Raw genomic sequence first — 20878 nt, 5'->3', positions numbered from 1 at the left:
ATTCGGGCGGATCAGCAACGACCGAGCATGTCGCTGAGCGCGCTCTTCTCGGCGGTGGTGATCGTGAGGCCGTAGTAGTGCTTCACGGTGATCCAGTCGGTGGCGTAGGTGCACCAGAACGAGACGAGCGGCGGCTTCCACTGGTCCGGCGCCTTGTCGCTCTTCTCCTGGTTGACGTTGTCGGTGACGGCGAACAGCTGCGGGCGGGTCAGGTCGTTCGCGAACTGGCGCCGCTTCTCGTCGGTCCACGACTTCGCGCCGCTGACCCAGCTCTGCGCGAGCGGGACCATGTGGTCGATGTCGACGTCGGTCGGCTTCGTCCAGGTCTCGCCGTCGTAGATGCTCGTCCAGCTGCCGGAGGTCGGGGCGCAGTCGGAACCGGCCTTGACGTCCTTGCCGTCACGCTTGAGCACGAACTCGCGGGTGTTGCAGTTGTTCCCCTGGTTGTCCCAGTGCGGGTACTTCTTGCGGTCGTAGCCGTCCATCGAACCGCGCGGCGCGACGGTGAGCTCGTCCAGCTGCTTGCGCGCGTCGGCGGCGCTCGCGGGGTTGGCGGGCTTCGGCTGCAGCGCGTCGCCCTTGCCGCTCACGAACCAGAAGACCGCGAGTACGACGGCGGCGAGGGTGATCAGCAGGAGCAGCCGCTGTGCCGTGGTCATCTGGCTGGTACGCGTGGCCACCGCGCGGTTCCTTTCGACGGGGTTGGGAGCGCCCGAGTATCACCTCGCGGCGTGAGGGAACCGGGTGCGACACGGCGATGACACCGAGCAACGTGATCCAGGCCACCTTCGCCGGATCGGCTACGGTCAGGCCGTGAACGAGGCACTGGTCGGCATCAAGACGGCGAAGTGGGCGACCGTCGCGGTCCGCCGCCGAGTCCTCGTGATCGCGCACAACGTCACCACGGTGACCCGGCTGCTGGACGTGCTTCCCGCCTTCGAGAACGATTTCCGCGTCCAGGTGGTGTTCACCTGCGCCGGGGATCCGTTCCGGCACGGCCTGCGCGAACTTCTCGACACGTTGGGCATGGCCGTCATTCCCTGGGCGGAGGCCGAACGGTACGAGTTCGACCTGGTCGTCACGGCGAGCCATCACGGCGGGATCACCGATATGACCGGCCCCAAGGTCGTTCTTTCGCACGGAATCGGGTATACGAAATACTCGCCCGGAAACCGAGAATCCGGAAATCGGCAGATCTTCGGCCTTTCGCCACAATGGTTGCTGCACGACGGCGAACCGATCGCCGAAGCGTTCGTCCTCTCCCACACCGCTCAGCTGGACCTGCTCACCGAGACGGTGCCCGCCGCCGCCGAGAAGGCCGTGGTCGCCGGAGATCCTTGCCATGACCGGATTCTCGCCGGCCTGCCGTACCGCGAACGGTATCGCGAAGCGCTGGGTTCCGGTGACCGCGAGGTCGTCCTGACCTCGTCGACATGGTGGTCGAACGCCCTGCTCGGCTCCTGGCCGGATTTCCTCCGGAACCTGCTCGCCGCGCTGCCCATCGACGAGTTCCAGGTGCTCGCCGTCGTGCACCCCAACGTCCGGCACGGGCACAGTCCGTGGCAGCTGAACACGTGGCTGGCCGACTGTGTCCGTTCCGGCCTGGTCGTTCTGTCCGAAGTGGACGATTGGCAGGCGGGGCTCGCCGCCGCCGACCTGATCGTCGGCGACCACGGATCGGTGACGGGATACGGTGCGGCGCTGGGGAGACCGACGGCGCTGGCGGCTTTCGGCGACGACGATGTCGCGCCGGGAACGGCCATCTCCGTTCTCGGCGAGACCGCGCCCCGTCTCGACCGGCGGCGCCCGCTGCTCCCTCAGGTCAGGCGCGTCCTCGACGAGTACCGCCCGGGCGATTTCGCGGGGGTCGCCGAACTTGTCACCTCGGTCCCCGGCGAGTCACTCCAGCGGCTCCGCGGCGTCTTCTACCGGGTTCTCGGCCTTTCCGAGCCCACGAACGAGATCCCGCTCGGTCCGGCGCCCGCCCCTCGGCTCGCGATCCTGCCGTCGCACCGCGTCGCCGCCGAAGTCCACCACGAAACCGACCGTGCCGGGCGGCTCGTCCGGCTGACCAGGTATCCGGCCGAGCTTCGGCGTGGGGCCGGGGCCGATCCGCACCTGTCCTGCCCGGACGACCACCCGCTCCGCTCGATCCGATCGGGAGCCTCGGTGCTGACCGGCACGGACGCCGTCGCCGGACTGCGCGCTGGAGTAGTCGGTGCTGTCCTCGGCGAGGGGAAGAGCGTCGTGACGGCGCCGTCGGGGCGACGTGTCGAAGTCTCCGGCCCTGGCCCCACCGAGGTGCACGCCTCCGTCGTCCGCGCTTGGCTGGACGACGGGCATCCTCTGGAGGAGCTCACTCCGTCGATCACGGTCGAACTCGGCTCGGGCCGCTACGGCCTCGGCGTCACTCTTCGCTGAGCACGGCGCGGATCTCCTCGGCCTGCTTCGCCATTCCCAATCGTTCGACGAGGGCCAACGCCGGGACCAGCAACTCCTCGGCGTCCTCGCCGAGTGCGTGCAGGATCATGCCGAGCCGGCCGCCCGAAAACGCCTTGTTGGCCTCTTCGCGGTCGGCGGTCCGGAAGAATTCCCAGGCCGCCGCCGCGGGTCCGCGGGCGTCCTCGAAGCGGCCGAGCTTGAACAGCACCCGGCCGGTGTGCATGTCGAGCAGCGCCAGCGCCCGCGGCTGCCGCGAGACCTCCATCGAGGCCACCGCTTCCCGCGACTTCCCGAAGAGATCGAGCGCGAATTCGTGGTTGCCGCGGGCTTCCTGGGCCAGGGCGTACCAGTCGTAGGTGCTCTGCCGCCCCGGCGGATAGTCGACTTCCAGGGCCGCCTTGACATACGCGTCGGTCTGATCGAATTCTCCGGCGGCCTCGTGAAGCCCGGTGAGGTCACGGAGGACCTGCCAGCGATCCGGCGGTTCCGTCCAGCGGCCGAGGATCTCGTGATAGGCGTCGATGACGTCGTCGTGCCGCTTCGTCTGATAACCGAAGTACCACAAGGAGAACGGGAAGATCGCGCCGAGCTCCTCGGTCGGCAGCGCGCGGGCCTCCTTGGCGGCGGCCAAGATATTGGGCCATTCCTTCGTGAACTCGGCCCAGGCGTCGCCTTCGAAGGCCTCGATCTCGGCGTAGTGGCTTTCCGCCTGGATCGGGGCGGGCCGGTTCGACAGCGTCTTGTCCAGCGAAACGGCCAGCCGCCAGTTCCACTGGACGGCCTTCGTGGCGATGCCGGCGAAAACGGACTCGTCGAACTCGGAGAGCGCCTTGTCCTTGGCGAATTCGCGAAGGAGGCTGTGATAGCGGTACCTGCCGGGGCCGGTGCGTTCGATCAGGCTGCCCTTGGTGAGCCGTTCCAGCAGGCGCTTGGTGTGGGGCGCCGCCCGGCCGAGGACGGCCGCGGCGATGGCCGTCCCGAAATCGACGCCGGGGAGCAGGCTCAAGGCCTTGAACGCGAACCGCTCTTCCTCGGCCAGTTCCGCGTAGGCGAGGTCGAAGATCTTGAGGACCGGGCGCTCGTCGTCGAGTTCGAGGGCGGACAAGGGATTTCCGGCACTCAGCTCCGCGACGTACTCGGCGGGGGTGCCTCCCGTGTCGCCCAGCCGCACCGCGGCGACGGAAAGGGCGAGAGGCAGCCCTTCGCAGATCCGGTTGACGGCCTCGATCTCGCGAGCGCCGACCAGGGTCCCGGTGCGCTTGACGACCAGTTCGGCGGCCGCCTCCGGCCCGAAGGTCTTGACCGTCGACGTGGTGAAACCGTTCATCCGCAGCTTGTCGAAACTGCTTCGGCTGGTGACGACCACGGCGAGCTGGGGCGAGGCGAACAGCAGCGGCACCACCTGGTCGGCCGCGGCGACGTCGTCCAGGTACAGCAGTACCTTGCGTCCGGCGAGCCGGGCGCGCAGGGCCGCGATCCGGCGCTCGTCCCTGGCCGGCATGGCTTCTCCGACCACCCCGAGGTCTTCGAGAAGGTGCAAAGCGATCTCCGGGGCCTCCAGTCGCCCCTTCGTACCCGCCGAACCCTGTGTGTCGCAGAAGAGCACGATCTCGTAGTGCCCGGCGATTTCGTGGCAGACCTCCGTGGCCAGCACGGTCTTCCCGACGCCTTGGGGGCCGGTGAACAAGATCAGATGAGGCTGCCCGGTGGAACGCGCCTCTTCGTTGCGCCGCCGGAATTCGGCGCGTTCGGGGCCTCGGTCCACGAAATACGGATTTCGCATCTCTGCGAGCACGGAGCCGCTCCTTCCCCCCTCGGGCATCGGCTCCGACCCTACCGCGAGGCGATCTCGCAGCGTGATGACTTCAGTACTTCCCGTTCGCTTCCTGGAGCGCGTCGGCGGCCAGCGACGCGGCCGGATACGTCGCCAGCCGCGACCGCATCGACGTCGTGTTCGCCAGGACTCGGCCGTCCCGGAGCAGGCGCTCGACGCCCGGCACGAGCGAGGTCGCCGGATCCCAGACATGGGCGAGCCCCAGTTCCGCGAGTCTGCGCGCGGTGGCGCGCTGCTCCCGGCTCCGAGGCGTGACCAGCATCCGCGCCCCCTGGGCCAGCGCCTCCTGGACGGAGTTCATCCCACCGTGGGTCAGGAACGCGTCGACCCTGGGCAGCAGCTGCCGTTGCGGCAGCCAGCGGCGCGCGATCACGTTGCCGGGCAACGGCCCCAGCGCGGACGGCGGGGTGTGCGAGGTCGCGATCAGCACGGTCCATTCCGTGCCCGAGAACGCCCGCGCGATCCGCCGGAAGAATTCCGGTGTCCTGGCGAAGACGGTGCCGGGCGACACCAGCAACGTCGGGCCGTCGGGCGCCGGGCAGTCCTCGGTGGTGACCGGCGCGATCAACGGCCCCACGAAGCTGAAGCGGTGCGCCCGCGGTTGGAGTTCGGGCAGGGCGTTGACCAGCGCCGGGCCGGAACCGGCCGCGGTGCCGGCGTGGGTCGTCCAGAACGTGACGACCGGCAGGGCGTGCCGCCGCGCGAGACGGCGCGCCCACGGGACCGCCGGGTCGGCGATCACCAGGTCGGGCCGGGCGGCGGCGAACTCCCGCTCGCAGCGGCGGGCAGCCGCGGACCAGGCGATCCGGCGGCGCGTCCGGTTCCGGATCCACGCGGCGATCTCCGGCGGCCGCGCCGTCGGCGCCACCCGCACGACATGGTCCGGCGGCGAGACCACCGGTTCGGCACCTGTCCGGCGTACGACGTCTTCGAATCGGGTGCCGGAGAGGACCACCCGCACCCGGTGTCCCCTGGCCACCAGTTCGACCACGACGGGGAGCATCGGATTCACATGCCCGTGCGCGGTGTACGGCACGAAGACACAGTCCATCATCGGTCGATCATCACTGTCCGCTTGAGCCCGGGTTCGCCGGGTAGTCGTTGCCGCGATGTTGTCACATCGAAGCCCTGAGCTGCGACTACCCCAGGAACGCTGCCGGAAGGAGCGGGCTTGTGGGCGACGGAAAACGTAAGTGGAACACCCGGGTCGACGACTATCTGAACCGGAAGGCCGCGGAACGCGGGCACGTGATCGCCATGGCACGTATGGGATCCACCGCGCTGGAGCGCGGCGATCTCGACGAGGCCGAGGCGTGGTTCCGCAAGGCCGCCGAGGGCGGGGACAGGGTCGCGATGGGCAACCTGGCGCACCTCCTGAACGAACGCGGCGTGCCGGAACAGGCCGAACGCTGGTATCGGGAAGCGGCGACGGCCGGTGATTCGCATGCCATGTCGCATCTGGGAAATCTCTGCGCGCGACGAGGGGATTCGGACGCCGCCGAGGACTGGTGGCGGCGTGCCGCCGTCGAGGGCCGGGTCGAGGCGATGGCGGAACTGGCGCGGTCACTGCACCGGCGTGGCGAACTCCAGGAAGCCGAGTACTGGGCTGGCGACGCCGCGGAGGCGGGCAACGTCGAAGGAATGATCACGCTGGGCGCCGTGCTCTGCGACACCGGCCGGACCTCCGAAGCGGATCCCTGGTGGCGCAAGGCGAGCGAAGAAGCCGACGCGACGTCGCTGATCAAACTCGGCCACCAGGCCCAGCAACGGGGCGACCTCACGCGCGCCGAAAGCTGCTACCACGCCGCCGCGGCCGCCGGCGCCCCCGACGCCGCCGTCCGCCTCGGCGTGGTGCTGCACCGCCGAGGCGAACTCGACGCCGCCGAACACTGGTATCTCAAGGCCGCCAAACGGGGCGACGCCGCCGCGATGACGAACCTGGGCGTGCTGGCCAACGACCGGAACGATCCCGGCGAGGCCACCGCCTGGTACCGGAAGGCCGCGGAGCTCGGCAGCGTCCCCGCGTACACCAACCTCGGCAGGCTCGCCGCCGACCACGGGAACTTCCAGGAGGCCGAGCACTGGTTCCGCGCCGCCGCCGACACCGGCGACCAGGCGGGGCGACGGGATCTGGAGGAGCTGTACCGCAACCGTCAGCGGTTCTAGGCTTTCCAGTTCCGCATCGCGGCGAACCCTTCACGCAGCCGCTGGAGTTTGCGGCTGCGGTACGGGTCCTCGCCGTCGTCGAGCCTCCACCGCTCCTCGACACCGGCGCGGAACACCGCGAGCCCCTCGAAACCGAGGCTCGCGGTGAAGTCCGCGATGTTCACGTCGACCCGGCCAGAGCCGTCGAGGTCCAGCCGCAGCAGCCACTCCGCGAGCTCCTTGGGCTCCGGCGGCGAGTCCGCGCAGGCCTCCGCGTACAACGCGAGGGCGCCCCGCGCCTCGTCGCCGAGCGCGCCGAACGAGTCCTCGACGAAGTCCAGCGCCTCCACCACCAGCTCGATGATGCGGCACAGCAGCGGCCCGTCCATGAGTTCCCTGGCGGTGACGAGCACCTCGCGCACCTTCTCGGTGTACGCAACCGTGCCCTGGAAGCCGACGAAACCGCGCAACCGCAACGTTCGCTCGACATGACGCCGCAACGCGTCGAGGTCGCCGCGGCCCGCCTTGAGCGAGAGTTTGCGGAACAGGGCCGGGTCCTCGTTCGCGTGCCCGACGAGCAGCTCGATCAGCTCGGCGCGGTCCAGGGTCTCGACGTACCCGCGGATGTCGGCCGCGCCGCCGTCCGCCACGCCCTCGAGGACCAGCAACCCGACGGCCACGCAGTGCTTGCAGAAGAAGCCGTCCGCCGCGTGCGGGCAGGTGCACTCGCCGACCAGCTCGCCGTCGACGTCGCGCAACCGGACCGTGTACCGGTCGGTGCCGCTGACCACCGCCGTGACCCCGCCCGCGACGTCGTCCAGCGTCTCGACCGACTCCAGGTACTTGGCGCCGCGCGCGAAGGAGACGTCACCGGCCTGCCTGCGGAGTTCGTCCTCGCTGAACCACGTCACCGCCCTATTGAACCCCTTGGGCCGGAGGACCGAGGAACAACCCACCGCTCGCGTCGAGGACCTGCCCGGTCACCCACCGGGCGTCGTCGGAGGCGAGGAAGGCGACGACGTCCGCTATGTCCTCCGCTGTACCGAGCCTCCGGTGCGCGGTGAGGGTTTTGATGGCGGCCTCCAGCTCCGGCGTGAAGATCTCGCCGTTGTCCGCGGTCCTGGTGGCGCCCGGCGCGACGACGTTGACCGTGATCCCGCGCGGTCCGAGCTGGTGGGCGAGGGTGCGGCTCATCGTCTCGAGCGCGCCCTTGGTCATCGCGAAGGACGTCTGGGCGGGGTTGGCCATCCTGGTCGCGACCGACGAGACGTTGACGATGCGGCCGCCGTCGTTCAGCGGTGCTCGCTGGATGAGGAAGTACGGCGCTTTCACGTTCACCGCCATCAGGCGGTCGAAGCTTTCGGGCGTGTCCGTCTCGATCGGGCCTGCCGGCTGGGCGGCCGCGTTGTTGACCAGGATGTCCAGGCTGTCGATGCCCTCGAGGGCTTTGTCGACTCCCTCCATGGTCGACAAGTCGGCCTGCTCACTCGACAGTTTGATGGTTCGTATGCCGTCCTTCTCGAGCCTCCGCGCGATCGCCGCCCCGATCCCCCGCGACGCCCCGGTCACCAATGCCGTCTTCATGCACACCCCAAATGTTAGTGACTAACACTTTGATAGTGTCTACCACGTGAGCCTCCGAGACCGCCAGCGTGCCGAGACCCGGCTCGCCATCCAGACGCACGCCATCCGTCTCTTCACCGACGTCGGCTACGACGCGACCACCGTCGCCGACGTCGCCGCGGCCGCCGGCGTCTCGGCGATGACGGTTTACCGGCACTTCCCGACGAAGGAGGACCTGGTCCTCTACGACGAGTACGACCCCGTGACCGCTTCCGCCGTGCTTGAGCAGCCTCCCTCTCTTCCCCTGGCCGCGCGGATCGGCCGTGCCTTGGAGTCGACCGCCGCTTTGGGGTCTTCGCAGGAGAAGGCTTTCCTGCTGGCGCGGCTACGACTGATGATCTCGGTGCCGGCGCTACGGGCGCGGCATCTGGACAGCCAGTACGCGACGGCGGATGCGATCGTGGCCGCGCTTTGCGGCTCGGCCCCCGAGGAGGAGTTTCAGGTGCGGGCTACGGCTATGGCGTGCCTGGGGGCGGCGCATGTGGCGCTGCTTCGGTGGGCGGAGACGGACGGGGAGGCGGACCTGGCGGGGTTGATCAGGGGTGCTCTGACCAGCGTCTTTGGGGCCTAGCTCGCCGATCCGACTCGAGATTGCGAATATGTGCTCGTGAAGCTCGACGCGTCAGCGAGTGTCCGGGCCAGGATGAGCAAGCAGAAATCCCGGAACACTCGAATCGAGATGGAACTGCGCAAAGCCTTGTTCGCCCGAGGGTTGCGGTACCGCGTCCACCGCAGACCGGTGAAGGGTGTGCGCCGGGAAGCCGACGTCGTATTCGGTCCCGCGAAGGTAGCGGTGTTCGTGGACGGCTGTTTCTGGCACGGCTGTCCGGAGCACGCGACATGGCCGAAGAACAACGCCGACTTCTGGCGCACGAAGATCGAAACGAATCGCCGGCGCGACCTTGATACCGACACTCGCCTGATCGAAGCGGGGTGGCTGGCCGTGCGGGTCTGGGAGCACGAAGAGGCCGACGCCGCGGCCGCCCGCGTGCACGAAATCGTGCTCGGCAGGCGGCCCGGCTGATACCTCAGTTCACTGCCTGGAGGTCCTGGAAGTATCCAGGTACGCCTCCGGCAGGTGCTCCGATGAGCAACGTCCGATCCAGGAAACTGTTGTTCAGCTCGCAACTCGTTTCGGGCAACAACACACACGCATGACATGCGGCGAGGTTGACGCTGTCCGCGCCACTGGCACCGGATTCCATGCACAGTGGGTCGTTCGAACACCACGATGCACGGGCAAGTGCGGACCGCAGCGTTTCGGCCAGACTTTTCGGATCGCCTTGGGCGACGATGCCACCAAGACTGCCGGCGGAGTCACTTGTCGCGGTGTAGAGGAGGATGCCGGCCATCGAGTCACTCGCGTACAGACGCTCCCGCAGAGCGGACGCCGGGTAACCGCCGTCCAGGCTCCACTCGTTGATCAGGACGTGAGCCAACGTGTGGAGCAGCACGAAACGTGGAGACACGGGCGATCCCGGCGTCTTTGCGTTCGAGTCCGCCGGCGTCCGTTCGCGGATGAGCGCGAGATGATTCAGACGCATCTGCTCGACCTGATTGATCACCTCCGGCTGAGTCTCCCAGGCCCGCAAACGGTTCTCGTCGAACCTGAGGAACACCCCTTCTCCCTTGACCTCGATCGCAGGAAGCCAGTTGATGTCCTCCGACTGGTGAATTGCGGCAAGTCGCTGATCAGGTTCGCTCTCCAAAGGAGCAACACCACGGGTGAATCCTTGCAACGCACGAACTTCCCGCAAGCGCTTCACCAGCATACTTTCGTCGATGCCCAGTTCGCGCACCGGCGCAAGGTCACCTTCCGGCCTCTCGCAGATGAAATCCTGCCACTCGGCGGAGTGGCGCTCCGGATTGCCATGGCGCAAGCGTTCGTATTCCTGCTTTCGCAGGTCCGAGTAAGGATCCCCGGCGGCAGGTTCCACTCCACGCGACGCCTTTTCAGCGGCTATTTCACGCGCGACGGCAACCACTTCATCGATGGCCGTCTTCGCCCTTTTGAGCTGCTCCGGCCACCTTTCGAAGTGTCCACGGATAACATTCTCAGGCTGTCCGATCAACCTTGCTTGCTCAAGCAGCTTGTGCACACCTTCACCCCACGGCGGGATGGACAATGCGCTTCGCATGACCGGATGCCATGCCGATGATGAACCTCGCTGCATGGTTCGAGGGTGACGGGTACACGACTGCGGTTCGGCCCCACCGAGCCAAGGACGACGGCCCTCGCAGCGAATTCCCAGGTCTTTCAAGGCTTTGACGCGGAACGCGCCCTCCATCGAAACACTTGGGACGCCACACGAGCAGCTCACGACAACGGATCGGAGAGACGCGGCACTGCCTTCCGTCTTCAGCGTCAATTTCCCACCACAGAAACCGCTCTGCAGCGCGTTGCCCCGATGCACCCACTTCCAATAAGGGAAGTCATCGATATGTCCGTCGTCGCAAGCGAGAACGAAGCGTGACGGAACCAGGTCTTCGTCACAGTCGGGGCAACGGGCACGTCCGGGCAGGCAATTGAAGTCCGAGTACGGCTGTAGCGAATCACAACCGGGACACGAGTAGAAGTCCGGGAATCGCCGCACTCGCACACCGTCGACCCCGTACTCGGGATCAGGTGCGGGCGGCAAGCGAAAGAACGCGACGCCGGGGAGCACCTTCGCGAGCCTACCTTCCTCGATCTTCGGCGCGTCGTCGATGTTCCAGGAATCGATCCCGGAGACGATGAACGACTCGTTGTCGATCGCGATCATCGCCCCCACTCCATAAGTGGTGACAAGCTGAGAGCGCCGCACCGCACCGAGCTTGCGCGCACGCGGACGGGCCGGGCCGCCGGCGCCACGGCGCCTGGAGGACGGAGGAGGAGTCATCGTCGTCCCTACCTTTTCTCGAGAAAGAGTGCCGACTCGGCATCAACGTCGCGGAGGCTCCAGAGCGTGTCCCAGCTCAAGTCGTCTTCGCCGCTGTCGAAGCTCTTCAAGAGGGCACGCTGCCGAGTTCCTCGCTTGGCCTCGTACACGAGTCCGGGTTCGACCTCGGCTTCCTCGCGCCACCACGTGATGAACTCGTCGAAGCACTCCTCCGCCGCTTTCAATTCCTTGTGATCGACCGACTCGACTCGCTTCAATATCGCAGGTCGTACCGTCGAGTTGATCTCGGACAGGAAAGTCTCGATGTCGGCAGCCGCTTCATTGGAAGCCGCCTTCGTGATCGTCAGTCGCGTGAGCGCAACGACAACCGCGTGGAAGCCGCGGTCCCGAGCACGAGCCGAGAACGGCGTCACGCTCGTCGACTCCACCTCGCGGTAGAGAGCCGAGTGGAAGCCGGGGAAATTCTCGTAATGGGATCGGTCTCTCGAACGCGCGGAGTTGAGCATCACGGCGATGAGGCCCGGGTGCTGTCGGCCGACCCGACTCGTCGCCTGGATGTACTCGGCCGTCGTCTGCGGCTGTCCCATGACGGCCATGAGCCCGAGCCGGTCGATGTCGACCCCGACGGAGATCATGTTCGTCGCCAACAGGCAATCCAGGACCTCGGGCTCCGGCCACGCACGTTTCAGCAGTTTCAGATAGTGGGGAACGGCACTCGAGTCCGCGCGGCTGCTCAGTTCGATGTGAGCCTCCATGGTTCGAGCCTTGTTCGAACCGTCCCGCTTGGCCAACAGCTCCAAGCGGTCCTGCACATCGTCGAGTACCTGCAGTTCGGCCGCCGAAAGAAGGCGCAGGCTGTTGAAGTATCCGACAAGCGTCCAGTACGCATCACGCACCATGGGATCGGCCGACGTGCGCGCCACGGCATGGAACAGTGCCGCATAGGTCCTGACGAGCAACGTCGCCTGGCTCGTGGCCGGCGTGAGCAATCCGATGTAGCGGCGTGATGCCTTGTCCGTCCGCGGGGTTTCCACCGCGAACCACGAGTCCCGCGCGTCGAGGCCCGCGGGCGGGAATTGGGCCAACTTCCGATCGAACAAAGCTCCCACTTGCCCGGACGCACGCCGGATCGTCGCGGTCGAGGCGACGACCTTGGGCCGGTCGGCCAAGACGTCCACTGCCGTCTCGTAGAGACCGGTGAGAGTGCCGAGGGGTCCCGAGATGAGGTGCAGTTCGTCTTGCACGATCAGCTCAGGCTTCCGTACGTCGACACCGAGATCCCGGTTGAAAAGGGCAGCTGTCTCGGGTCGCCACGGCATGGAGGCGAACTTGTCCACTGTGGCGATGACGAGTGTCGGATGAGCGTCGTACACGGCCTCGTCCACGAGATGTACCGGCAAGCCCGCATCCGTGTTGAACTCGCAGTCGCCGCGCGGGCAACGGACGATCATGCGAACCGCTCGCGGACGTACCTTGTAGTCGGTGGCACTCAAGGGCTCTCCACACCACGGGCAGGAGTGGAGCTGCACCGGATTTTCTTTCTGCAGCGGCTTGTCCGGCTTCGTCCGTAACTCATCCAACCTCGTCTGAGCCCGGTCGAGCTTGTTCGGCGTCGCCGACTTCCCCACCCACATTCCGATCGACACGGGAGTGTTGCCGAGGTCGCCCTCGCTTCGCTCGGCACGAACCCGCTCCATGGCGCAGATCAACGCCGCCGCACGCTCGAATTGCTGGAGAGTCAGCAAACGAAGGGTGTAGCGCATCAACACGGTCACACCACCACCGTGCTCGCCGTCGCGAAGACGACGGAGAAAGACAGTGAAGGCCACGAGGCCCAGGTATGCCTCGGTCTTGCCACCACCGGTCGGGAACCACAGCAAGTCGGCGATATCCCGATCCTCGTGGTCCGGATCGACAATACCTTCCAGGCACAGCAACATGAACGCAATCTGAAACGGGCGCCACCGGCCTGCCTCGGGGTCCGGTGAGCCCACTCGTCCCTTTTCGATCCATTCCGCGCGTCCGCGCTGGCGGCTCATCGCCTGATTCGCCAGGCGAAACGCCTCGAACGGCAGCGGCTGTTCGGGGTCTTCGAGTAACGCGACTCCGCGCCGCATGCGTTCGAGTGCCTTTGTGCAGAACTCGATCTGTCCCCGCGCGACGTTTCCGTATTCCGTCCCCTCCAGCTCGAGCATCTCTCGCCGACGGTCCTGGATCCAGTTCGAGTACCCGTCAAGCAGGCTGCCGAGAGCCTCCCCGACCTCTTCGACGCTTCCGTGCCCGAGCCGGTGCATCCCGAGTGCATCGGCGTCGATATCAGGGTTCGAGTCGGTCAGCAACACCTCATGGCTGGGCATGAACTCCGTCCGAACGGCCGAAACCGCGGCACGTGCGGACACGGGAGTCCGGATCGGCGGAGCCGTCCAGTCCCAGGCGACCGAGCAGCCGTGACCGGTGGCGAAATTGGGCGCATGCCGGTGCAACAACCTGCTCAACGCGTGTTCGTCGTCGACCGCGCCGAGGGAAGCCTTTCGCTCGACGAACGGTCGCGTTCCCGTCGTACCGAACACCTCCAGTTCGGGTTGGAAGAAGCAATCCGCGTCTTGCAGGTCGTAAACACCCACGCGCCGCGTGTTGACCAACGTCACGGTCACGGAAACCACGCCATTGACGTCGGCGGGCCGAACCAGTGTGCGCAACTCGAGTCCGTTGCCGAACACTTCCCCGGGCATACCGGGCGTCGTGACGTCGATGTCCACCGGCTCGAATTCGGCCTGGACGCGGCGCCAGCGTTCCCGCTGTTCCTTGGTGCTGCGGGCCTCCCCGCGATGCGGCTCGACAACTCGGCCGTCTTCATCCTCGGGTACATACGTCGCGACTCGGACCCTCGCGTACACGACGGTCGCGACATCGGCATCGACCGCGAACGTCATGCCCATCGAAGAGGGTTTCCGCCGGTTGGCCAGCGCGACCCCGAGGTCGGTTTCGCCCTGCTCCTGATCGTCCCCGCGGACGATGTCCGGCGGTGTGTCGACTCCGTCGTCCTCGGCAGGCTGGTCCGACTTGTCGACCTGTGGGAACAGGACACCGATGGGGTAGGCCGTGACGGGGGCGTCGGAGATCAGAATCTCGTCCGTGCCTCCCTGCGGACCGAGCAGGTCTGCTCGCAATGCTGCACGAAGTTCGGCGCGTAGCGAATAGTGCGCCGCATAGCGAGAATCGGTCACGAGTGATCATGTCCTTCCGGGACTCGCTCGGCGTGAGTCCAGTCGAATCGGCCGAGGCCGCACAAGCGGGGAGCGAGCCACACACCATGGCTGCCGAGGTTGTGGCGTTCGGTGACGGCGCTGGGACCGACGACCGTCTCGACGCAGTCGATCTCCAGGCCGGTGATCCGACACGGCCAGCGCTCCACACGAAAGTTGGCCGACTGCTTGAGCAGACGCCACAAGTCCTGTCGGAAGCTTCTCGAGATCTCGCCGATGGGCATGCCCTCGTGGAAGATCCCGTACGGCGGCGTTTCAGTGGCCGACGGTGGCAGATCATGCAGCCTGGACAACTTCACCGGGTTCCCCGGTCGAACCGAATCGAGTAGATACTTCTGCGCGGCCACGGGATCGGTTCCTGGTCCCTGTACGCCTGCCGGGGCCTCACGGCACACGTCGGTCTCGATGCTATCGACGCCTGCACGAACCCAACTCTTGTAACCGGACACGTACCAACGTGCGATCGGCTTGTGAAGCTGTTCGCCTTTGCGCAACGACCACGTACTGGGGCAGTCGACTCGGTACAAGTCGTCCCGCGGACGTGTCATGGCGACGTACAAGAGCCGTGCTTCGGCAGCCGGGTCCGTCTCGTCGGTCCGGCGCTGCGCTTGCGGGGAGAAACCTGTGATCAGCACACGGTCGAACTCCAGCCCTTTGGCGCGATGAACCGTCGACACGACGATCGGCAGGGAAGGCAACGCCGTCAGGTCGTCCGGCAGCCTGCCTTCGGACGTCGCCCTGCGCAGGGCTACCGGGTCGACCCGGTTGCGAGCAGCTCCCGCGACCGTCCTCAACGAACGCCACGTTTCGACGACGTCGAGACTTCCGGGCACCCTCAGCTCGGGCAACAGCTCCTCGAACCGTTCCTGACTCAACGTCGACACGCCCGCCGCGGCGAGCAACCCCGCCACCCAGGCGGGCGCAGCGCCCGACCTGGGTGACCTCTGGATGCGATGCGGTATGTCGAGATTCACCAGTTGTTCGGCCATCAACAGAACCTGGGCGTTGTCCCGGCAGAGGATCGCCGTCGTGCCGTCGAAGTATCGCAAGGAATCCTGTGCGAACGGCGTATCGAGCTTCCCGAAGAACGGCACGGAATCGAGGCAGGACCGGAGTCGCGGGAGGCGGGAGGCGGCCTCGTGATCGTCCCGCAAGTGTTCTCCATGAGGCAGTGCCACGCGCGCCTCGCGGGTACGGGCACGGAAATTGTCTTCCAGCACTACTTCCTCGAGCTCATCCCCGAAAGAACCACGTACCCAGCTGAAGAAGTAGTCGGTCTCGTCCCTCCGCTCCTGCAGATCGGCCACCTGGAATCCGTAGATCGACTGGGCGATGTCACCGACGACGGTGAAACCGATGTCGGCGAAACGGTCGAGAAAACTTTCGACCATCTCACGCCGCAGCCCGACAAGGTCCTGCACCTCGTCGATGATCACGTGGGCGGGTTTGCCTCGTTCGGTGTTCTCGACGGCGCCGTTCAGAATCTCGTCGTTGGCGAGCTTGATCCGATCGTCGAACGTGGTACCTGCCAGCTGTTCGGGCGGGTAACCCACGTCGGCCAGAAACGACGATGCCCAGCTGTCGAAAGTCTGGGCACGCACCCGCCGACCGGCGACCGCGTTACGTCCTACCCGGCCACGCAGGACTCGAGCAGCAGCACGGGAAAACGTCCAGATCAGGATCTCCGACGCCCCGACTCCCTCGCTCTTCATCAGATGTTCGACCCGACGGACCAGCGTGGTGGTCTTGCCGGCCCCCGCCCGCGCCGGGACCAGCAGTTTGGCGTCCCGTGCGCTGGTGACGACACGTTGCTGAGCAGGCGTGAGCTCGAAACCGGCGTCCCCTGGCTCCATCACCCTTGTCCCTTCTGCCAGAGGTACTCGAACTTCGTGAACGCCAGGTCCTGGTGAAAGTTCGTGATGTTGTCACGGACATCGAGGATGAGGCAGCTTTCCTTGCCACCGTTGCGGATGCCGCGCAACCCTCGCCCGATCATCTGCTGATAGTCGTTGGGGCTGTACACGGGCCGGGCGATGACAACGGCGTGAGTCGCCGGCGCATCGAATCCTTGCGAAAGCACGCCGTAGTTGGTGAGAACCCGGATCCGTCCCTGCCGAAACGACTCGATTCGCTGCCGCCGCTCCGGCGGCGGCGTCGCGGAGTCGATAGCCGCGGATCGGACACCTCGGTCACCCAGTTTGGCGGCCAGGAACTTGGCATGACTGACCGACGTCGCGAACACCAGAACCGGCCAGTCCTCCGGCAGGGCCGTGATCTCCTCCAGAAGAAGCTTGTTGCGGGCATCGTCTTCGGCAAGTCGTTGCTCCGCACTCCGAGGAAGAAAACCCTTGATCCCACTCAGTTCGTCCTGGTCCAGCAGGATGTCCGCGCCGGACAGCTCGCGATGTTCCACCCGGGCGAGCACTCCGCGATCCTGCAGGCTGAGGATCGGTTCACCGGAGAAGATCTCGTCGTCAAGCCGCATGTTGCCGAACCTCTGCACCAAACGCCTCGTCAGCTCCGCGTCGTTGCGGAACGGCGTGGCCGTCAAGCCCACGAGGTGCCGTGCGGTCTCACGGTGGGTGAGGCCGAGGTGCTCGAAGATCGACGTGTACTCGCGGGAAATCGCCACATGAGCTTCATCGACGAAAACGATCGAAGCGTTGCGCAACCAAGCGTATTCATCCGAGCCCAAGCAGCTCCGCAACTTCGCATCCGTCGCGACGACAAGGTGCGGCCTGCCGGTTACCGGTGTCGCGGAGTTCGTCGTCCAAAGACGATCGATGACCAACGACCGTGCCGGACCGACCCTCTCCCAGACGTGCTTCCAGGACTGAACCGCCTGTTCACAGAGCTCGTTGGTCTGCGCGACCCACAGGATCGGCCCCTCCGGGACACCGTCCTCCCGGACCCACCGAATCGCACCCTCGGCAGCGACACGGGTCTTCCCCGCCGCCGTCGGCAAGCTCAGCATTCCACGCTTCGGCTCCCCGGTCCGCAGCAAGTCGGTCAATCGGGCCGCGAGGACTTCCTGATAGTCGTGCAGCTCGGGGAACGCGGTCGGACCGTCGGCCTCCTCGCGCATGGGGGGCGCGGGGATCCGGACACCGGCGAACGAGTCGGGGAGTCCGAGATCGGTCACGAACCGCAACGCCGCCGGTCCACCGTCGAAGTGTGTCGGGGCGGTCTCGAAACGCCCGGCGATGTCCCTCGCATGCACCCGGAGCACACCGTCGTCGTGCGCGTTGTACGCCATCTGAGCCAGCCTGTGGCCGTCCGGCTCACGGCCCGTTTCCGATTCTTCGCTCGCGATCAGTCCCGAAGGCAGTCCTTCGCGAAGATTGTCTTCCCCCACCAGGAGGACGATCTTCTCGATCAGGCTTTCGCTTTCCCGGATCATGCTGAGGCGAGCGTGGACGGCACTGTCCTTCTGCTGCTCGCGATGCGCGTCGAGCACCATTCGGCACCCGTCGACGCCGAGGTTCCATCCGAACTCCCGGTCGGCCAGGACTAGGACGTCCTCGGGGGACATGTCCTCCGGAACCAGGACCGTGTTGTCCTGACGAGCACTCCTCAACGCGGAGGTTCGGGTGCCTTGAGGAGTTCGGGTCATCTCCTCGAGTTCACTGCACCACTGCACCTGTCGACCTTGGATCGCCATCGAACCCAGACGCTGTCGAAGCGGCGGATACTCGTCGCCGATAAGGGTGGCAGGCCTGCTGTAGACCGCGCGCAGGCGCTTTTCGATGACATCGGCGACCCGGCGCATGCCGAGTTCACGGACCATGAACTCGACCTCGTCGAGTTGCTCCGGGGATTCCACCAGCACGGCGGGATGACTCTCCTGGACGAGCTCGGCGTACTCGTCCTCGTTCGTGGCAATCGCGATGTCGCCACGAGGCCGGAGCTCCCACGCCTGTCCGACCTGGCAACGCATGGTCTCCTCCCGCTCGACAAGCTCGGGGGCGTAGCGCGCAAGCAGGGCGTACGCGTAGCCGACGAACCTGTCGTCGGTGCTCGCCCGAATCCGTCCGAGAAATTCGGACCACCGCCAAGGTTCCAACTCGTCGACAGATACGGTCATCCCCAACCGCCGGGCCTTGTCCGGGCTGATGTCCGCGACGGGAAGCGCAGACGCGAACTCGCTCAGCTGGGGACCGACCGCTTCACTCACGGCGACCAGCCCCATGGAGGTCTCGACGATGCCGTGGGTGCGCAGCAACCAGTTGACCGGCGACAGCACCCGTACCCTGGTGCTCACCTTGGTGCCGATCTGCCTTGTCCAATGTTCGACCAACCCCTCGTCGGACATCTCGGACAGGAACGCGGCCTTGCCTTCGTCGGACAGCCTGTCGAACAGGTGCAACGGTCCGGCTGTCGCTGGGCCGTTCAACCCCACCGTCTGGAGCTGCACCCTGCTCGCAGTCGCCTTCAACTCCCGGCAGTACTCACCGTGGACCCACTGGTGGTAGTCCTCGAACCAGCCATTCGACTGCGGTCGATGCCCCGGGGTCGGTCGATCCGTCATGCCGAGTTCTCGAAGGACCGCCAAATCGTCGGTGTGGAATCGGACGTCCACGGTCATGCGAGCGTCACGGGAGCCGTCCTCCGGCACGACCGGCCCCGGCAGGAGGCAGGACTCGATCGGGCGGAACACCCCGGCCACGGTCATCACCCGCAGCCCGACCGACTTGTCTTGGACCACGTTGACGAGGTCCACTCCGCCTGCGGTGCGGAACAGTTCCCAGAACCGAGTCCACTGTTCGGCTCCGTAGCCGGAGAAACCCTGGTCGAGGACGCTCCGGAAGCGTCCTTCGGCATCAGCTTCACGGATGCCGAGCCGGTCGAGGTCGCGCAGGATCTCCGGGTCGCCGGAAATCCTGCGATCCACGTACACCAGGTCGTCCGCGAGGCCGTCCTCGTCGTTGAGTCGGAAGACGTGGCCGGCTGCGGGGGCGACGAATGTGCCGCTTTCGGTCAGGACGATTTCAGCCCTTCGCGCCTCGGCAGCGAAATTCCGGCCCTTGTCCTCCTGGTGAGGGAATTCGTCCAGGTGCGCGACGATCCGGATTGCGACGGCGGAAGCCTCCGGCGTCCCGTCCTCGACCAGGGCCTCCAGCCACGCGGCAACCCCCTCCGGCTCCATCCCCGCCTCGGCGAGGACATGGTTCACCTTCCCTCGGCGCAATCCGCTCACGTCCACCGAACCGTGCAGCCAGTCCTTGGGGCGACCGGAGTGGTCGGCCCACAACGTCAGTGTCGCTTGACTGAGCTTCTCCGGGTGTACGCGCAGGTCGGCGGGTTTACGCAGGACGCCGTCCTGGTCAGGAAGCGAAGGGCGGACCGCCGCAAGTGCCCAGACCTTTTCGGTCAGGTACTCGCACGCCCAGTTCGGCGACTCCTTGGCACGTCCCGGCAATAGTGGCAAGTACGCGGCCGGGTCCTCCGCAACCACCAGCTCCGGGAGCGATGACACGACCAGATCGGCGATGGCGTCGAGCAGCTCGATGTTGAGCTCGCTTCCGGACAGCAGGTGCTGCCGATCCTCGTTGGTCTTCCACGCGGCGTTGACGACACCGCTGAGCGTCGTCGCGTATTCGGTCGGGAAGAACGACCAGAATTCTCCCCTCTCATGTGGCACCTGGCACACGGTCTGCCCACGGTCGTTCTTCGTGACCGAGTACTCGGGAACAGCCCAGGACATGTCGATCACCACACGGTCGTGCAGTTCGCCAGCACTGAGCCGCGTTCGCTCGCTGACCTGGTGAGACCGGGAGAACACGCGGTAGTGCTCCGAGCGCGATTTCCTTCCGCCGCGGGCCTCGTGGATCACGTGCCGCACGCCGTCGTGCTCGACGGTGATCTCGCGACGGACGACCGGTAACTCCCGACGGTCCTCGAGCACCATCCGACGGACGTGATGCGAGAACACCTGGAACAAGCGGGGGAACTCGACGATGTCCCTGCCCAGCAGATCGTCGACCCCGGGCACCAGCGGCAACCGGACGACGGTCGCCACGCCAGAGCTCATCAGCTCGTCGAGGACGGGATCGAGTGCGCGTTCGCGCTCTTCGTCAAGAGGCCAGGCCAGCCTCAGAACCGGAGTATCGCCCACCGTCTTCAGCGGCTCTTCGCCGTTCGCCGTCCTCGCCTCGTTGACGGCCGTGAGGATCTCCTCGGCGGAACGCTCCGCGTCGAACCCGAACGATCCGGAGCGGCTGAAGAACTGCGGGGTGTCGGTAACGGTCAGCACCGACTTCACGCCAACGCCGAAGCGGCCGATCTGGCTGCCGCTCTTCTGCGACACCCCCATGCGCAGAATGGTGTCCGCCCCTTGCGCCGAAATGGGCGCGCCGTCGTTCGCGCAGTACATGTGGGTTCCGGTGAGAACGACTTGGATCGTGCCGTTCCGGTGCTCGGGCGCCCGCATCTCGTCCGCACCGTTCTGCACCAGCTCGTACACCTGGCGTTCTCCGTAGCCACCTTGATGGATACGACGCTCGGCGTTGGCGTCCTCCTTGATGCGATCGGGGTCGAGCGCATACGTACTCAGTGCCAGGCCGTCGAGCCTGTCGATCACGACGAGCACAGGGCTCGTACGGTCGATCGTCACTACTTCTTCACTCCTTTGACGGACAGGTTCACAACCACTGTCCTTCTTGATCCCGAGCGGATCGGGATTCGAGCGA

Annotated in this window: 13 protein-coding genes; 4 read left to right on the top strand and 9 right to left on the bottom strand. The window is 66.3% G+C overall.

Going from position 1 to position 20878, the window contains the following annotated elements:
- Positions 1 to 11 precede the first annotated feature (11 nt).
- On the bottom strand, positions 12 to 680 hold the full coding sequence (locus tag AC069H_RS03805; RefSeq protein ID WP_038507695.1) for an HNH endonuclease family protein: 669 nt from the start codon (positions 678 to 680) through the stop codon (positions 12 to 14).
- A gap of 133 nt (positions 681 to 813) precedes the next feature.
- Here AC069H_RS03805 and AC069H_RS03800 point away from each other — a divergent pair, with 133 nt between their 5' ends.
- Entirely contained in the window at positions 814 to 2421 is a 1608-nt protein-coding gene (locus AC069H_RS03800) for a hypothetical protein (RefSeq protein ID WP_478231256.1), read from the top strand.
- Here AC069H_RS03800 and AC069H_RS03795 read toward each other — a convergent pair.
- Both AC069H_RS03795 and AC069H_RS03790 read right to left on the bottom strand, forming a co-directional pair.
- Positions 2408 to 4237 (bottom strand): NB-ARC domain-containing protein, encoded by a 1830-nt coding sequence (locus AC069H_RS03795; protein ID WP_478231255.1) that lies wholly within the window; start codon positions 4235 to 4237, stop codon positions 2408 to 2410. The two genes, AC069H_RS03800 and AC069H_RS03795, sit on opposite strands and share 14 nt — an antisense overlap.
- Before the next feature lie 70 nt (positions 4238 to 4307).
- Entirely contained in the window at positions 4308 to 5330 is a 1023-nt protein-coding gene (locus tag AC069H_RS03790) for a nucleotide disphospho-sugar-binding domain-containing protein (RefSeq protein ID WP_478231254.1), read from the bottom strand.
- 119 nt (positions 5331 to 5449) lie between these two features.
- Here AC069H_RS03790 and AC069H_RS03785 point away from each other — a divergent pair, with 119 nt between their 5' ends.
- A complete protein-coding gene (locus AC069H_RS03785) occupies positions 5450 to 6442 on the top strand; it encodes an SEL1-like repeat protein (protein WP_478231253.1) in 993 nt (330 codons plus the stop codon).
- Here the strand turns inward: AC069H_RS03785 and AC069H_RS03780 are convergent.
- Both AC069H_RS03780 and AC069H_RS03775 read right to left on the bottom strand, forming a co-directional pair.
- The gene (locus AC069H_RS03780; protein ID WP_478231252.1) at positions 6439 to 7332 is read right to left on the bottom strand and encodes an SWIM zinc finger family protein; all 894 of its coding nucleotides are present in this window, start codon (positions 7330 to 7332) and stop codon (positions 6439 to 6441) included. The genes AC069H_RS03785 and AC069H_RS03780 overlap by 4 nt on opposite strands.
- Positions 7333 to 7336: 4 nt before the next feature.
- Positions 7337 to 8005, bottom strand: a complete 669-nt coding sequence (locus AC069H_RS03775) for an SDR family oxidoreductase (RefSeq protein WP_478231251.1) — start codon at positions 8003 to 8005, stop codon at positions 7337 to 7339.
- A gap of 46 nt (positions 8006 to 8051) precedes the next feature.
- On the opposite strand from AC069H_RS03775, the gene AC069H_RS03770 reads away from it, so the two are divergent.
- Together AC069H_RS03770 and AC069H_RS03765 are read left to right on the top strand one after the other, a co-directional pair.
- Positions 8052 to 8615, top strand: a complete 564-nt coding sequence (locus AC069H_RS03770; protein WP_478231250.1) for a TetR/AcrR family transcriptional regulator — start codon at positions 8052 to 8054, stop codon at positions 8613 to 8615.
- A 72-nt stretch (positions 8616 to 8687) separates the two neighbouring features.
- Positions 8688 to 9068, top strand: coding sequence for a very short patch repair endonuclease (locus AC069H_RS03765; protein WP_478231416.1), 381 nt, complete (start codon positions 8688 to 8690; stop codon positions 9066 to 9068).
- Positions 9069 to 9072: 4 nt separating this feature from the next.
- Here AC069H_RS03765 and drmB read toward each other — a convergent pair whose 3' ends face one another.
- The 4 genes from drmB to AC069H_RS03745 are packed head-to-tail and all read right to left on the bottom strand — an operon-like array spanning position 9073 to position 20802.
- Positions 9073 to 10923, bottom strand: coding sequence for a DrmB family protein (gene drmB / locus AC069H_RS03760; RefSeq protein WP_478231249.1), 1851 nt, complete (start codon positions 10921 to 10923; stop codon positions 9073 to 9075).
- An 8-nt stretch (positions 10924 to 10931) separates the two neighbouring features.
- A complete protein-coding gene (locus AC069H_RS03755; protein ID WP_478231248.1) occupies positions 10932 to 14150 on the bottom strand; it encodes a helicase-related protein in 3219 nt (1072 codons plus the stop codon).
- Positions 14147 to 16042, bottom strand: a complete 1896-nt coding sequence (locus tag AC069H_RS03750; protein WP_478231247.1) for a UvrD-helicase domain-containing protein — start codon at positions 16040 to 16042, stop codon at positions 14147 to 14149. Before AC069H_RS03750 ends, AC069H_RS03755 begins: the two co-directional genes overlap by 4 nt.
- Positions 16042 to 20802, bottom strand: a complete 4761-nt coding sequence (locus tag AC069H_RS03745; protein ID WP_478231246.1) for a DEAD/DEAH box helicase — start codon at positions 20800 to 20802, stop codon at positions 16042 to 16044. Before AC069H_RS03745 ends, AC069H_RS03750 begins: the two co-directional genes overlap by 1 nt.
- Between the last annotated feature and the right edge of the window lie 76 nt (positions 20803 to 20878).

It is taken from the genome of Amycolatopsis sp. NPDC043887, assembly GCF_056435665.1.
The sequence above is the reverse complement of the archived record's forward strand: the minus strand, read 5'-3'. Positions and strand labels throughout refer to the sequence as shown.

Coding starts and splice junctions, on each gene's coding strand:
- AC069H_RS03750 (WP_478231247.1), bottom strand. CDS start 16,042: ATGGAGCCAGGGGACGCCGGTTTCGAGCTCACGCCTGCTCAGCAACGT.
- AC069H_RS03775 (WP_478231251.1), bottom strand. CDS start 8,005: ATGAAGACGGCATTGGTGACCGGGGCGTCGCGGGGGATCGGGGCGGCG.
- AC069H_RS03790 (WP_478231254.1), bottom strand. CDS start 5,330: ATGATGGACTGTGTCTTCGTGCCGTACACCGCGCACGGGCATGTGAAT.
- AC069H_RS03765 (WP_478231416.1), top strand. CDS start 8,688: ATGAGCAAGCAGAAATCCCGGAACACTCGAATCGAGATGGAACTGCGC.
- drmB (WP_478231249.1), bottom strand. CDS start 10,923: ATGACTCCTCCTCCGTCCTCCAGGCGCCGTGGCGCCGGCGGCCCGGCC.